Origin of the sequence: Streptomyces sp. NPDC021115 (genome assembly GCF_044333065.1) — a bacterium.
In the GTDB taxonomy this organism is placed as follows: domain Bacteria; phylum Actinomycetota; class Actinomycetes; order Streptomycetales; family Streptomycetaceae; genus Streptomyces.
In genome coordinates, this window is the sequence record NZ_JBIRQF010000001.1 from 150,526 (window position 1) to 165,111 (window position 14,586).

10 protein-coding genes are annotated in these 14,586 nt (G+C 73.3%); 2 read left to right on the forward strand and 8 right to left on the reverse strand.

Annotation, left to right across the window (positions count from 1 at the left end; genetic code table 11):
* Positions 1-194: 194 nt before the first annotated feature.
* Positions 195-1,697 (reverse strand): hypothetical protein, encoded by a 1,503-nt coding sequence (locus ACH4TL_RS00665; protein WP_398322896.1) that lies wholly within the window; start codon positions 1,695-1,697, stop codon positions 195-197.
* A 443-nt stretch (positions 1,698-2,140) separates the two neighbouring features.
* Between ACH4TL_RS00665 and ACH4TL_RS00670 the strand changes: the two genes are divergently transcribed.
* Positions 2,141-2,815, forward strand: coding sequence for a bifunctional DNA primase/polymerase (locus ACH4TL_RS00670; protein WP_398322508.1), 675 nt, complete (start codon positions 2,141-2,143; stop codon positions 2,813-2,815).
* Positions 2,816-2,914: 99 nt separating this feature from the next.
* On the opposite strand, the gene ftsY is transcribed toward ACH4TL_RS00670, so the two are convergent.
* The 5 genes from ftsY to ACH4TL_RS00695 form a co-directional block, all read right to left on the reverse strand.
* On the reverse strand, positions 2,915-4,138 hold the full coding sequence (ftsY, locus tag ACH4TL_RS00675; RefSeq protein WP_398322504.1) for a signal recognition particle-docking protein FtsY: 1,224 nt from the start codon (positions 4,136-4,138) through the stop codon (positions 2,915-2,917).
* Positions 4,139-4,184: 46 nt separating this feature from the next.
* On the reverse strand, positions 4,185-4,853 hold the full coding sequence (locus ACH4TL_RS00680; protein ID WP_398322499.1) for a response regulator: 669 nt from the start codon (positions 4,851-4,853) through the stop codon (positions 4,185-4,187).
* Positions 4,850-7,018 carry a sensor histidine kinase gene (locus ACH4TL_RS00685; protein WP_398322496.1) on the reverse strand — a complete coding sequence of 723 codons (2,169 nt, stop codon included), beginning with the start codon at positions 7,016-7,018 and terminating at the stop codon, positions 4,850-4,852. The genes ACH4TL_RS00680 and ACH4TL_RS00685 overlap by 4 nt, the downstream gene beginning before the upstream one ends.
* A 31-nt stretch (positions 7,019-7,049) precedes the next feature.
* Complete coding sequence (locus ACH4TL_RS00690) at positions 7,050-7,328, reverse strand: hypothetical protein (protein WP_398322493.1); 279 nt, start codon at positions 7,326-7,328, stop codon at positions 7,050-7,052.
* Between the two features lie 129 nt (positions 7,329-7,457).
* Complete coding sequence (locus tag ACH4TL_RS00695; protein WP_398322490.1) at positions 7,458-7,850, reverse strand: hypothetical protein; 393 nt, start codon at positions 7,848-7,850, stop codon at positions 7,458-7,460.
* 224 nt (positions 7,851-8,074) lie between these two features.
* On the opposite strand from ACH4TL_RS00695, the gene ACH4TL_RS00700 reads away from it, so the two are divergent.
* Entirely contained in the window at positions 8,075-9,061 is a 987-nt protein-coding gene (locus ACH4TL_RS00700) for an LLM class flavin-dependent oxidoreductase (protein ID WP_398322487.1), read from the forward strand.
* Between the two features lie 41 nt (positions 9,062-9,102).
* Here the strand turns inward: ACH4TL_RS00700 and ACH4TL_RS00705 are convergent, their stop codons facing one another.
* Together ACH4TL_RS00705 and ACH4TL_RS00710 are read right to left on the reverse strand one after the other, a co-directional pair.
* Complete coding sequence (locus ACH4TL_RS00705; protein WP_398322484.1) at positions 9,103-10,521, reverse strand: sugar porter family MFS transporter; 1,419 nt, start codon at positions 10,519-10,521, stop codon at positions 9,103-9,105.
* Between the two features lie 205 nt (positions 10,522-10,726).
* On the reverse strand, positions 10,727-14,497 hold the full coding sequence (locus ACH4TL_RS00710; protein ID WP_398322481.1) for an AAA family ATPase: 3,771 nt from the start codon (positions 14,495-14,497) through the stop codon (positions 10,727-10,729).
* Positions 14,498-14,586: the final 89 nt, after the last annotated feature.

Sequence of the window (14,586 nt, forward strand, 5' to 3'; positions counted from 1 at the left end):
CTGTCGAATCGGCCCGGGCTGGCAATAAACAAAAGGGCCGGTATTCGCCACGAGATTGGCGCAGTGCCGTTTCAGTCGATGCCACTCGATGTTTCCTGGCAGTGACGAAGGACGCGGGCGTGTTACGCGCGGATGAAGTGACGGTAAGGAGTCCTTCCGCTCCGTTACCGTGCCGCACCCCGCTCCGGGCCGCCTCAGACGGCCCGGGGAGCGCCCCCCTCGCCGGGGGAATCGGGCAGCAGGCTGACGAGCTTGTCGCTCAGCTCGGCGACCTCCGGCACGTCCCCGAAGTGCCGCACCGCGGTGTCCACGGTCTTGCGGAGGCGGTTGTTCACCCGCTCCGAGCGGATCCGCTGGGCGAGCGGCAGCGCCTTCTCGGCGACCTCCACGCACTGCTCGGGCTGCTTCTGGAGGAGGTGGACGGTGGCCATGCCGATCAGGTTGAGCGCATACGAACGCGTGTGTCCGCCCTCGCCGTCTGCGGTCTCCTCGCCGAACAGGCGCACGGCGTTGCGCATGACCGGGTCGGCGAGCTGGGCGTAGGTGGGGCTGCGGCCCGCGACATAGGCGAGGTCCCGGTAGGAGTGGGCGTTCTCCGCGTTCAGCTCGGCCTCGGAGAAGAAGCCGATCCAGTCGGGGTCGCCGTCGCCCTTCGCGCAGTCGGCGAAGCTGTCCTCGGCCATCTTCACGGCGCGGTGGCACTTGCTGGGCTGGCCCATGTTGGCGTACGCCCGGCCCTCCATCGCATACAGCATGGCCTGGGTGCGCGGGGTGGCGCTCTCCCGGCTGCCGTACTGCGCGAGGTGGATCAGCTCCAGCGCGTCGTCGGGCCGCCCGACGTGGATCATCTGGCGGCTCATGCTGGAGAGGACGTACGAGCCGAGGGGGCGGTCGCCGGACTCCTTGGCGGCGTGCAGCGCGAGGACGAAGTACTTCTGGGCGGTGGGCTGGAGCCCGATGTCGTAGCTCATCCACCCGGCCAGCTCGGCCAGCTCACCGGCGACCTTGAACAGCCGCTTGGACACCGCCTCGGTGTGCGACTCCTGGAGCAGGTCGGTGACCTCGTGCAGCTGGCCGACCACCGCCTTGCGGCGCAGCCCGCCGCCGCACTGGGCGTCCCAGGCGCGGAACATCGTGATGGTGGACTCCAGCAGCTCCAGCTCCGGCTCCGAGAGCCGGGAGATGCGCCGTGAGCGGCCACTGTCCGCCGCGCGCGCGCCGCCGGGCCCCCCGTTCGGGGAGGGCACCAGCCAGCGCTGCATGGGCTCGATGAGGGCGGGGCCGGCGGAGAGGGCGAGGGAGGTGCCGAGGAAGCCGCGGCGGGCGAGCATGAGATCGCTGCGGGAGAACTCGCCGATCAGCGCGACGGTCTCGGGACCGGCCCAGGGAAGATCCACTCCGGATACGGACGGTGACCGGTGGGCGGGGCGCAGCCCGAGGTCCTCGATGCCGACCACACAGCCGAAGCGCTCGGAGAAAAGCTCGGAGAGGATCTGCGGGATCGGCTCGCGCGGCTGTTCCCCGTCCAGCCAGCGGCGCACCCGCGAGGTGTCCGTGCTGATGTGATGGGCGCCTAACTGACGCGCCCTGCGGTTGACTTGACGGGCCAGCTCCCCTTTCGACCAGCCGCTGCGCACAAACCACGATCCCAGCTGTGCGTTGGGTCGCTTGTCAGCACCGCCGCCGCTGTCGCCCACCGGAACGCCCCCATCCCACGAATCTTCCCGGACCGCCACCAGAATGCCCTCTGTCACGGTCAGTTGTCCCCGCGATACGGCGCATCAACCGTCCGCCGCGGGAACCGGCCCTTGCCAGTGGCAAGTACCGGAGCGCGATCGGGCGCATGCTCGCCATCGGGGATCGTGCACCGAAAGTAATCCTACGATCACGCCTCCCGCGAGGCGCACCGGGAAAACGCCACCATTCGCCACCCCTTCGAATGAACCCCATCGCTGATTCACACGATTCACTTGACACGGAGCGACCGGAAAGACGCGAAGAGGTGCACAGCGGGGCGCATGCGCCGTTCCGCACCACCCGTTACACCGCGACACACCACCTGCCGCATCACATCGGCGACGGAGTGTCATGAGTGCGCTCCGGCTCGTAACCATCGAGAGCACGACCCGTTGGAGGGGGCATGGGCTTCACGATCGGCGGCATCCGGGAGATGCGGTCCGGCTCACGGCGGCGCGGCCGTACTTCCGAGTCCACCACGGTGGCGGAGTACACCGGGCTGTGGGGCTGGGACGTGGTGCCGGGCGCCCGGGCGACGCGCGCCACGGGCAACAGCAGAAACGAATGCTCCTGCGGTGCGGCCGACTGTCCCGCCCCCGGCGCCCACCCTCTGGGCTTCGCGCCCGGCGTGCCCGCGGGCGCCACGCTCGTGGCCGCCGCCGCCGCGTGGGAGGAGGTCCCGGGCGCCGCCGTCCTGCTGCCCGTGGGGCGGTCGTTCGACGTCCTGGAGGTGGCCGAGTACGCGGGGCGGCACGCCCTGGTGCGGCTGGAGCGGATGGGCCTGCCACTCGGCCCGGTGGCCGTCACCCCGCACGGGCGCGCCCAGTTCTTCGTCGAGCCGGGCGCCGCGGACGAACTCCCCGATCTGCTCTACCGCATGGGCTGGGACGACGCCGACCTCGATCTGCGCTGTCTGGGGAAGGGCGACCACATCACCGCGCCGCCCTCCGACCTCGGGGGCCTGGGACCGGTGCGCTGGCTGCGCCCGCCGACCCTCGACACGGCGGGCAGGCCGCCGCACGCCCGGCTGGTGCTGGGCACCCTCGCCTACGCGAGCCACCGGGCCGGGGCGGTCTGACGCACGCCCCTCGCACTGGTCTCCGTAAACGCCGGACGGGCTTGAATCGGTCATCGATTCAAGCCCGTCCGGCATTCAGGAGCGTCGGGAGGGACCGGATCAGTCGCCGATCAGCGCGTCGACGAACGCCTCAGGCTCGAACGGCGCCAGGTCGTCCGCGCCCTCGCCCAGCCCGATCAGCTTGACCGGCACGCCCAGCTCGCGCTGGACCGCTACCACGATGCCGCCCTTGGCGGTGCCGTCCAGCTTGGTCAGCACGATGCCGGTGATGTCCACCACCTCGCGGAAGACCCGCGCCTGCACCAGGCCGTTCTGGCCGGTGGTGGCGTCGAGCACGAGCAGCACCTCGTCCACCGAGCCGTGCTTCTCCACGACTCGCTTGACCTTGCCCAGCTCGTCCATGAGACCGGTCTTGGTGTGCAGCCGCCCGGCGGTGTCGATGAGGACGACGTCCGCGGACTCGGCGATGCCCTCCTTGACCGCGTCGAAGCCGACCGACGCCGGGTCGCCGCCCTCGGGGCCGCGGACCGTACGGGCGCCGACCCGCTCGCCCCAGGTCTGGAGCTGATCGGCGGCGGCCGCCCGGAAGGTGTCCGCCGCGCCCAGCACGACCGACTTGCCGTCGGCCACCAGGACCCGGGCGAGCTTGCCGGTGGTGGTGGTCTTGCCGGTGCCGTTGACTCCGACGACCATGACGACGCCCGGCTTCTCCTCGCCGTTCGCCCCCACCCCGCTCTCGGTGTGCACGGTGCGGTCGGCCTCGGTGCCGACGAGGTGCAGCAGCTCCTCGCGCAGCAGCCCCCGCAGCTCCTCGGGGCTACGGGTGCCGAGCACCTTGACCCGCTCGCGCAGCCGCTCGACCAGCTCCTGGGTCGGAGCGACGCCGACGTCGGCGGTCAGCAGCGTGTCCTCGATCTCCTCCCACGTGTCGTCGTCGAGGTGCTCACGGGACAGCAGCGTCAGCAGCCCCTTGCCCAGGGTCGTCTGGGACCGGGACAGCCGGGCGCGCAGCCGGACCAGCCGCCCGGCGGTCGGCTCCGGGACCTCGACCGGCGGGGCCTCCGGCGCGGCGGGGGCGGCCTCCGCGGGCGCGGCCGGCGCCTCGGTGCCGGGCAGATCCACCTCTTCGATGGTTCTGCGCGGCTCCTCGCGCGGGGTTTCGGCCTCCTCGCCGACGTGCGGTTCGGCGGGCGGCGCGGTGACGGACGGGCTGCTCGGCGGTGCCGGGGGCAGTCGCTTCTTCTTGCGGCTGCTGATCACGAGCCCGCTGATCGCGGCGACCGCGACCACAGCGATGACTACAGCAAGGATGACGAATTCCATAACCCACCCAGTATCAGACACACGGCGAAGGGAGTCATTCGCCTCGTCATTCGCCTCCGAGCCCGGCTTCGCGGGCCCGGACGATCGCCTGGGCCCGGTCGTGCACCTGGAGCTTGGCGAAGATCGAGCCGACGTGGTTGCGCACGGTCTTGTCGGTGACCACCAGCCGCTGGGCGATCTGACGGTAGCCGAGCCCGCCCGCGAGCAGGTCCAGCACCTCCCGTTCGCGCGCGGTGAGGGTCGGGAACGCCTCCTTCGCCGACGCCGCGCCGGAGGCACCCAGCAGCACCCCCAGCCGCTCCGCCATGCGCGGGCTGAAGACGGCGCCGCCGCGCGCGACGGTGTGCAGGGCGCGCAGGATCTCGTCCCGGCCCGCGCCCTTGAGGAGATAGCCGCGGGCCCCGGCGCGCACGGCGGCCAGCAGGCTGTCGTCGTCCTCGGACATCGTCATGACCATCACCCGCGCCTGGGGGCGGGCGCACAGGATGCGCCGGGTGGCCTCAAGCCCTGACCGGCCGGGCAGCCCGAGGTCCATGACCACCAGATCGGGCGAGGCGCGCCCGGCCTCGGCGACCGCCTCGTCCGCGCAGGCCGCCTGGCCGACGACGGTGAAGGCGTCGTCCAGGTTGAGAGCGGCTGCCAGGCCCTCGCGGAAGAGGGGATGGTCGTCGACGAGCAGGACGCGCCACTGCGCCGCGCCCACCGGCGCGGTCACGGCGCCGGGGTCCGCTGTCTGGACCTGGCCGGAGCGCTGGCTTTGGTGTGGTCCCCGGGTCTGGCCCGGTCGCCGGGCTTGGTCTGGGTGATGAGCGTCGTACAGGACCGGCATCCGGTGTGCTCCAGGTGTTCTTCCGGGTCGTCGTTCTCCCCCGGCTCCCCCGGTCCGGTGAGCGGCAGCACCGCGTGCACCACGGTGCCGGTCGCGGAGCCGGTGACCGAGCAGGAGCCGCCGATCTCCTCGGCCCGCTCCCGGACCGAGGCCAGTCCGACGCCGCGCACCGCGGTCTCCGGCAGTCCGCTGCCGTCGTCGGTGACCGTGATGTCGAGGGCGTCGGGGTCCGTGGCCAGCACGACCCGGACCTGACGCGCCCGGGCGTGCCGTACGGCGTTGGTGAGCGACTCGGCCGCGATCCGGTACGCCGCGGTCTCGACGCCCGGCGACAGCGGGGGCAGCACAGCGGGACGGCTGGCCACGCTCACCCGCAGCCCGTCCACGCCCAGCCGCCGCGCGAGGTCCCGCACCGCACCGGCGAGACCGCGCTCGGCGAGGGCGGCCGGGGCGAGCCCGGCGGTGATGCGGCGCACCTCGACCAGGGCCTCGGCGAGCGTTTCGGCGGCCTCGGCGAGCTGGACGCAGGCCGGGTGGCCGGGCGGGCAGGAGGCCTGGGCGATGTCCAGGCGCAGCCGTACGGCGGCGAGTTGGGGTCCGAGGCCGTCGTGGATCTCGCGGCGCAGCCGCCGCCGCTCCTGCTCGCGGGCGAGCACCAGCCGCTCGCGGGCGGCCTGCGCCTCCTCGGCCAGCCGCAGCGCGGCGAGCGCGGGGGCGGCCTGGTCGGCGAGGAGGGACAGCAGCCCGCTGTCGCGCTCGGCGGGGGTGCCGGAGCCGTCGCGGGAGACTTCGAGGCGGCCGACGGTGCGGCCGTGGTGGCGCAGCGGGTAGGTCTGGACGCGGCCGGTGAGGGGCGCCCCGGCGTCGGCCAGCCGCCGGGGCCCGGCCCGGGTGTCGACGCTGACGGCCGCGCCGGAGACGCCGAGGTCCTCCACCGCGCTGCGGCAGATCTGCTGGGGCACCTCGCCCGGGTGCGGGGCCTGCTGGAGGCGTACGGCCAGGGCACTGACGGCTTCGTGCGGCCGGGCCCGGGGCCCGTAGAAGGCGCGCTCGACGCGGAGGGTGAGCCAGCGGGCGGACGGCCGCAGGGCCCAGCCCAGCAGCAGGGCGCCGCCGACGGCGGTGACGGTGGTCAGGTTGCGTACGGAGGGGAGCCCGGCCTGTACGGCGACGACGGCGCAGACGACGACGGCGGCGAGCGAGGTGAGCACGAAGGCGCGGGCGAGCCGGTGGCTGGTGGAGCGGTCGAGCCGCCAGATCCCGGTGCGGGCGACGCCCAGACAGATGGCGGCCGCCCAGACCGCGCTGCCGAGGGTGCGGGCCGCGATGGTGGGCATGCCCTCGCCCCACTCCGACAGCAGGAGGGAGACACAGGCCGGGTAGGCGGCGGCGAGCAGGGCCCAGTCGCGCCGCTCGGCACCGCCGGAGACGGCGGCGCGGCAGCACAGGGCGGCCGTGACGGCGAGCGCCACGGTGCGCAGCACCCAGGGCTCGGCCTCACCGTAGGTGTCGAGGTGGTCGAAGGCCCACTGGCCGCCCGCGGTGTGGAAGGCGGGGTTGGTGACGGCGCCGACCCGCGGCTCGCTGATCAGCCACAGCGCGGCGTAGCCGAGCCAGTAGGCGGAGGCGGCCGCGCTCATGGCCCACCAGTGCCAGCGCCTCTTGGCGCCGCGGGGGAAGAGCCACAGCGGCAGCAGCAGGACGGTCAGCGGGCGGCAGACCATCCCGGCCACCGCGAGGAGCAGGGACAGGGCGGCGCCCGCCGGTCCGAGCCCGGCGGGCCCGAGCAGGTCGGCGACGGCCGAGGGCAGCAGCCAGAGAGCGCCCGCCACCAGCAGCAATCCGCCGTAGCGCCGGGCGGACCGCTCGGCGAGCAGCAGGACGCCGACGCCGAGGACGGGGACGCCCACGGCCACCGAGGTCAGGGCCGCGGTGCCGCGCAGGCGTGGGGAGGACAGGGCGAGCCACTGGTCGTTGACCCGCAGCAGACCGGCGAGCCAGCCCGCGAGCACCACGACGAACAGTGCCGACACCCCGCCCGCGGCCTGCACGGCACGGTCTTTCGGAAGGGCGTGCCGCATGTCAGCCGGTGGCCGGCCCGGCGAGCCGGGCGCCGCCGCCCCTGACCCACAGCGTCACGTAGTTGGCGCTGCGGCCGGGGCGGCACTTGTACTCGTCCCACTTGCTCTTCTCCACCCCGGCCTGCCCGGCCCTGCGGCAGGCACCCTGGGTGTCGAAGTGGCCTTCCTCCCGCCAGCCCCCGGCGCCGGACGCGGTGGCGGGGGTGGCGCTGGCAGTCCACATGACGGTCCCCGCGAGCAGGCCGAGCGCCGTGGTCGCGCGGATTCGGGAAAGTCGCATCTTCAACCTCCTGGTACTCGCCCGAGCCTTACCCCGCAGCACGGCACTGAACAGCGCGGACGCCACTCCCCACCCGAACCGGTGACCCGCCCGCACCCGCGTTCCGGTGGCGCGTTCACCCTTTCCGGTTCACCACACCTGGAAGAGGACGGCGACGGCGATCGACTCGGCCTCGTCGTAGGGGATTCCGAACCGCATCAGGGCGAGCATGACGGGCTGTGCGGCCCAGATGTCCAGCGTGTCCAGGTAGTTGGCGAGCCGGTGGGCGTAGCGGCGCACCATGGCGGTCTCGCGCGGGGTGAGGCGGCCGAGCACCTTGGCGAGGAGGTCGCCGCCGTGGCGCAGCGCGGTGACCATCAGCCGCTGGCGGATGCGCTGCGCCTCGACGGGGGTGAGGCCGCCCGCGAAGAGCGCGTCCCGCGCGGCCTCCAGCTCCCGGGTGTCTCCGGCGCCGTGCCGGACCCGGACGACCAGGTCGTCGATGTCGGATGTGGTGATGAGCGTTTCCCCCGTGCTGATCATGCGCCCCTCCTCGGGTGACGGTGCGTTTCCCGGGCCCTTGCCAGAGGGTTCGCCTCCGGGCCCAGGATGACGATCTCCCGCCCCGCGTCCCAGGCGCATGAGTCATCCGTCCCGGCTCCGCCCGGTGCGTCCGTCCGGCTCCTCGCGGTGGCGATTTGACGACGCGTCAGTTACGGTCCGGTGGCCCGCTCCCGCCCGCCCCGCGACGAAGGGGGACCCCCGCCATGGCCGTCACGGTCGTACGCCTGAACCTCGTCGATCCCGCCGCCACTCCGCGCGCGCTGGCCGAGCGGTACCGCGCCGCCGTCGAGATGGCCGCGTACGCCGACGAGCGCGGCGTCTCCACCGTCCAGACCGAGGAGCACCACGGCGCAGAGAACAACTGGCTCCCCTCGCCGCTGGTCTTCGCGGGCGCGGTGCTCGGCGCCACCCGCCGGATCACGGTGACCGTCTCCGCGCTGATCACACCGCTGTACGACCCGCTGCGGCTGGCCGAGGACATCGCCGTGCTCGACCTGGCCAGCGGCGGCCGCCTGGTCACCGTGGCCGGGATCGGCTACCGGGCGGAGGAGTACGCGGCGCTCGGCAAGGACTGGCAGGGGCGCGGCGCCCTTCAGGACGAGGCGCTGGAGACGCTGCTCGCGGCGTGGACGGGTGAGCCGTTCGCGTACCGGGGCCGTACCGTGCGGGTCACCCCGCGCCCGTACACCCAGCCGCATCCGCTGCTGCTGGTCGGCGGCAGCTCGAAGGCCGCGGCGCGGCGCGCGGCCCGGCTGGGGCTGCCGTTCTTCCCGAGCGCCCATCTGCCGGAGCTGGAGGGCTACTACCACGCGCGGCGGATGGAGTACGGCACCGATGGCTGGTGTCTGATGCCCGCCGCGGTCACCCCGCTGCTGCACCTGGCCGAGGACCCGGACCGGGCCTGGGCGCTGTACGGGGAGCATCTGCTGCACGAGGCGCGCACCTACGCGTCCTGGCAGTCGGGGACGGTGCGCTCTGCGGTCCGCTCGCACGCCGCGGACGCCGGGGCGCTGCGCCGCGAGGGCGTCTACCGGATCGTCACGCCCGAGGAGTGCGTGGCGTACGCGCGCGAGAGCGGCGAGCAGGCGAGCCTGGTGCTGCATCCGCTGTGCGGCGGGATGCCGGTCGAGGAGGGCTGGCGGTGCCTGCGGCTGTTCGCGGAACGAGTGCTGCCCCGCCTCAAGGAATGAGGCGGGGCAGTTCTCTTGGAGTGAGGAGCGGGCGGCGGGGGTCAGCCCATCTCCTCCAACGCCTTGCCCTTGGCCTCCGGCACCCACTTGAGGATGAACGGGATCGAGAGCACGGCGAAGGCCGTGTACAGGATGTAGGTCCCGGACAGGTTCCAGTCCGACAGGCTCGGGAAGCTGGCGGTGATGGCCCAGTTGGCGATCCACTGGGCGGAGGCGGCGACGCCGAGGGCCGCGGCGCGGATCTTGTTCGGGAACATCTCGCCGAGCAGCACCCAGACCACCACGCCCCAGGAGAGCGCGAAGAAGAGCACGAAGGCGTGGGCCGCGACGAGCGCCACGACGCCCTGGCTGTGCGGGAGCTTGCCGTCCACCAGGTCCGCGGAGAACGCCCAGGCCACCAGCGCGAGCGAGAACGCCATGCCGATCGAGCCGATGAGGGCCAGCGGCTTACGGCCGATCTTGTCGACGAAGATCATCGCGATCACGGTGCCGAGGATGTTGATGATCGACGTCGTGAAGGAGTAGAAGAACGAGCTGCTCGGGTCGACGCCGACGGACTGCCACAGCGTCGAGGAGTAGTAGAAGGCCACGTTGATGCCGACCAGCTGCTGGAAGACCGAGAGCCCGACGCCGATCCACACGACCGGGAGCAGCCCGAAGCGGCCGCCGAGCAGGTCCTTGAAGGTGGACTTGTGCTCGCTGCGCATCGCCTGCTCGATCTCACCGGCCCGCACGTCCAGGTCGACGGTCTTGCCCTCGACCTCCTTCAGGACCTCCTTGGCCCGGTCGACGCGGCCGACCGAGATCAGGTAGCGGGGCGACTCGGGGATGACGAAGGACAGCACCCCGTACAGGACAGCCGGGACGACCATCACGCCGAGCATCCACTGCCAGGCCTCCAGGCCCGCGATCTTGCCGCGCTGGTCGCCGTCGGCGAGGTTGAGGATGCCGTAGTTGACGAGCTGGGAGACGGCGATGCCGATGACGATCGCGGCCTGCTGGAAGGAGGCCAGCCGACCGCGGTACGCGGGCGGGGCGACCTCGGCGATGTAGGCCGGGCCGATCACCGACGCCATACCGATGCCGATGCCGCCGAGCACCCGCCACATGGCCAGGTCCCACAGGGCGAAGGGCAGGGCCGAGCCGACCGCGCTCACGGTGAACAGCACGGCGGCGATCTGCATGACGCGGATCCGGCCGATCCGGTCGGCTATCCGGCCCGCGGTGGCCGCGCCGATCGCCGAACCGATCAGCGCGATGGCGACGACCTGGGCGAGGGCCGCGGAACCGATGTCGTACCGGCCGCGGATGGCCTCGACCGCTCCGTTGATCACCGAGCTGTCGTAGCCGAAGAGAAAGCCGCCCATCGCGGCGGCGGCGGTGATGAAGATGACGTGGCCGAGATGGTCCGGCCGGGCCTTACGGCCCTCGGACCCCTGTGGCTGCGCGGTGGTGGTCAACGTGAACTCCTGTGGCCCGCCCGGCAACGCTGCCGGGCGTGGGGGGCAGACCCTTCCGGTGGAGGCGGAGCCGTGTGGGGTCGGCCACCACTTAAAGGTAAAAGCGACGTTGCAGAGACTATTCCTTCAAGTTTCGAAGTCAATAGGTGGTGACCAAGAAGTTACGCCACCCTCTTGGGGCCGTTGACTTCAAGTATTGAAGCGCTTACCGCAGGCGCTGACTAATGACCTTCGACACCCCGTCGCCCTGCATCGAGACGCCGTACAGCGCGTCCGCGACCTCCATCGTCCGCTTCTGGTGAGTGATCACGATCAGCTGGGACGACTCCTGGAGTTCCTCCATGATCCGGATCAGCCGCTGGAGATTGGTGTCGTCCAGCGCCGCCTCGACCTCGTCCATCACATAGAACGGACTCGGCCGCGCCTTGAAGATCGACACCAGCAGCGCCACGGCCGTCAGCGAACGCTCCCCGCCGGACAGCAGGGACAGCCGCTTGACCTTCTTGCCCGGCGGCCGCGCCTCCACGTCCACGCCCGTGGTCAGCATGTTGTCCGGGTCCGTGAGCACCAACCGGCCCTCCCCGCCAGGGAAGAGCCGCGAGAAGACGCCCTCGAACTCGCGCGCGGTGTCCCGGTACGCCTCCGTGAACACCTGCTCGACCCGCTCGTCGACCTCCTTCACCACCTGGAGGAGGTCCGCGCGCGTCTTCTTCAGGTCCTCCAGCTGCTCGCTCAGGAACTGGTGCCGCTCCTCCAGCGCCGCGAACTCCTCGAGCGCCAGCGGATTGACCTTGCCCAGCTGCTGATACGCCCGCTCGGCCGCCTTCAGCCGCTTCTCCTGCTGCGCCCGGACATAGGGCACCGGCCGGTTGCGCGGATGTTCCGGGTCCTCCGGCAGCTCCTCGCCCTCGGCGGGCGGCGACGGCGGTACGAGCTGGCCGGGGCCGTACTCCGCGATCAGCCCCGCGGGCTCCACGCCCAGCTCCTCCAGCGCCTTCGTCTCCAGCTGCTCGATCCGCATCCGCTTCTCGGCGCCCAGCACCTCGCCCCGGTGCACCGAATCGGTCAGCTTGTCCAGCTCGCCCTTGAGGTCACGGCCCCGGTTGCGCGCGCTCTCCAGCTCGCGTTCGCGCGTCGCCTTGGCGCGCTCGGCCGCGTCCCGCTCCTCGGCCGCCCGTACGAGCGACACCTCCACATGCGCGAGCAGCTGCCGGGCCCCGTCCGCCACCGCCGACGCCACCTGCGCCTCGTGGCGCAGCCGGGCGCGCCGCTGTTCGGCGCGCGCCCGCGCCTCGCGCTCGGCGCGCGCGCCCCGGTCGAGCGCGTCGGCCCGCCCCGCGAGCCCCTTCACCCGCTCCTCATGCGTACGGGCCTGGAGCCGCGCCTCCATCTCGGTCTGCCGGGCGTTGGCGCCGTCCGCGGCGAGCCGGTCCCGTACGGAGGTGTCCGGCTCCTCCTCCCCCGGCTGCTCCTCGGCCACCGCCAGCCGCTCGGCCAGCTCCTCGGCCTCCTCGGTCGCCTTCTCCAGCGCCTCCTCGGCCCGGGCGGCGGCCGCGGCCGACCGCTCCGCCTCCCCCGCCGCGCCCCTCGCCTGCCCGGACAGCCGCCCGAGGGACTGCGCGACCTGCGACTTCTCCCGGTCGGCCGCGCTGCGCCTGGCCGCCAGCTCGTCCACCAGCGCCGCGCATTCGGCGCGCCGTTCCTTCGCCGCGCGCTGCGCCCCGGCCAGCTCCTCGCACCGTACGGCCAGCTCCGCCAGCTCCGCCGCCGCCTCGTCGACCGACGCCTGCACCTCCAGCAGGCTGGGCGCCCCGGCCGACCCGCCCTGCGCGAAGTGCGCCCCGAGCAGATCACCGTCCGCGGTCACCGCGGTCACCCCGGGGTGGGCCCGGACGATGTCCTCGGCCTCCTCCAGCGTCCCGACCGCCACCATCCCGTCGAGCAACCGCCGCACGGCCCTCACCAGCCCCGCGGGCCCCGCCACCAAGTCCCCCACCTGTGGCGGGCCCCCGGCGGCGGCCACGGCCGTGGTCTCCCGCGCGGCCGTGGACGGCTCACCGGCAGCGTCGGCGGGCGCCCGCGAGCCCGGCACCACACCGCCCGCGGCGCCCGAGGGCGCGCCCGCGCTGTCCGGGGCCGTAGTGGTGGGCGGAGAACCCGGCTCCGCGCCGCCGCCCGCCCGACCGGTGCCGGGCTCGGCGGCGGGCGCACGCGAGGCGGGGACGGCGCCGGAATCGGCGGGCGCCGGGACGTTGGAGGTCCCGGTGGGGAGGAGGGTGGCTCGGCCTGCGTCTTCGGTGCGGAGGTGGCGGATCGCGGCGGCGGCGGACGCGGGGTCGGTGACGGCGATCGCGTCGGCCGCGGCGCCGAGCGCGGCGGCGACCGGGACCTCGTAGCCGGGGGTGACGGTCAGCAGTTCGGCGGCCGGGCCGAGGAGGCCGGTGAGGCGGTCGGCGGCGGCCAACAGCGCGCCGGTGCCGTCCTTGCGGCGCAGGCCGAGCGCCAGGGCGTCGTGGCGGGCGGCGGTCGCGGCGCGGTCGCGTTCGGCGGCGGTGGCGGCCTCGCGGGCCGCGCTCAGCGCCGTCTCCGCCTCGGACAGCTCCCGCTTCGCGGCCTCATGGCGCTCCGCCAGTTCCGCGTCGTCCGCGTCGAGTCCGTCGACCTCGGCCTTGAGCTGTTCGTACTCCTCCTGCGCGGCGGTGGCCCTGGCCTGGGCCTCGTCGCGGGCGGCGGCGAGCCGTTCGATCTCGGCGCGGGCCGAAGCGGCGCGGCCTCGGGCGGCGTTGACCTGGCCCTGGAGCCGGGCGAGCCCTTCGCGGCGGTCGGCGATGGCGCGGGCGACGTCCTTCAGACGGCGCTCCTCCTGCGCCAGGCTCCGTTCGAGTTCCGCGCGGTGCGCGACGGTGTCGTCCAGGGCGCGGCTGGCCGCCTCCAGGGCGGCCTCCAGCTCGGCTTCCTGTTCCCGGATGCGGGCCGCCTCGCGCTCCATGTCCTCCGGGTCACGGCCGCGCCGCTCCTCCGCGGGGGCGGTGGTGGCGCTCTTGACCCGGGCGTCGGCCAGGCTGACCGTGCCGCGCACCCGCTCGGCGAGCTGGGACAGCTCGTACCAGGTCTGCTGGGCGTCGCGCAGCCGCGGCGCGAGCTGCCGCACGTGCTCCTCGAGGGCGGCCTCGCGCTGCTGGGCGGTGCGCAGCTCGGCCTCGGTGGCCTCCTTGCGCTGCTTCAGCTCGGCCTCGTCGGCGACCTCGGCGCGCAGCGCCTCGCGCAGGGTGACGAGGTCGTCGGCGAGCAGCCGCAGCCGGGCGTCGCGCAGATCGGCCTGGATGACGGCGGCGCGGCGGGCGACCGCGGCCTGACGGCCGAGGGGTTTGAGCTGCCGCCGCAGCTCGTCGGTGAGGTCCTGGACGCGGGCCAGGTTGGCCTGCATGGCGTCCAGCTTCCGCAGCGCCTTCTCCTTGCGCCTGCGGTGCTTGAGGACGCCCGCGGCCTCCTCGATGAAGGCCCGGCGGCCGGTCGGGTCGGCGTGCAGGACGCCGTCGAGCTGGCCCTGGCCGACGATGACGTGCATCTCGCGGCCGATGCCGGAGTCGGACAGCAGTTCCTGGATGTCCAGCAGTCGGCAGGTGTCGCCGTTGAGCTGGTACTCGCTGCCGCCGTTGCGGAACATGATCCGCGTGATGGTGACCTCGGCGTACTCGATGGGCAGCGCGCCGTCGGCGTTGTCGATGGTGAGGGAGACCTCGGCACGGCCGAGCGGGGGACGGCCGGTGGTCCCGGCGAAGATGACGTCCTCCATCTTGCCGCCGCGCAGCGACTTGGCGCCCTGTTCGCCCATGACCCAGGACAGCGCGTCCACGACATTGGACTTGCCCGACCCGTTGGGGCCGACGACGCAGGTGATACCCGGCTCGAAGCGGAGCGTCGTGGCGGAGGCGAAGGACTTGAAGCCTCGTAGGGTCAGGCTCTTCAGGTGCACGCCGTTGGACTCTACCTTCCGGGCCTCGCCCGGCAGCGTCCCGAGCGCGTGGCGCCGCGGACCCGCCCCGGCTTTTTCCCGCTTTCCTC

Excerpts from the sequence above, each read along its gene's own strand:
- ACH4TL_RS00670 (WP_398322508.1), top strand. The coding sequence starts at position 2,141 with ATGGGCTTCACGATCGGCGGCATCCGGGAGATGCGGTCCGGCTCACGG.
- ACH4TL_RS00690 (WP_398322493.1), bottom strand. The coding sequence starts at position 7,328 with ATGCGACTTTCCCGAATCCGCGCGACCACGGCGCTCGGCCTGCTCGCG.
- ACH4TL_RS00695 (WP_398322490.1), bottom strand. The coding sequence starts at position 7,850 with ATGATCAGCACGGGGGAAACGCTCATCACCACATCCGACATCGACGAC.
- ACH4TL_RS00700 (WP_398322487.1), top strand. The coding sequence starts at position 8,075 with ATGGCCGTCACGGTCGTACGCCTGAACCTCGTCGATCCCGCCGCCACT.
- ftsY (WP_398322504.1), bottom strand. The coding sequence starts at position 4,138 with ATGGAATTCGTCATCCTTGCTGTAGTCATCGCTGTGGTCGCGGTCGCC.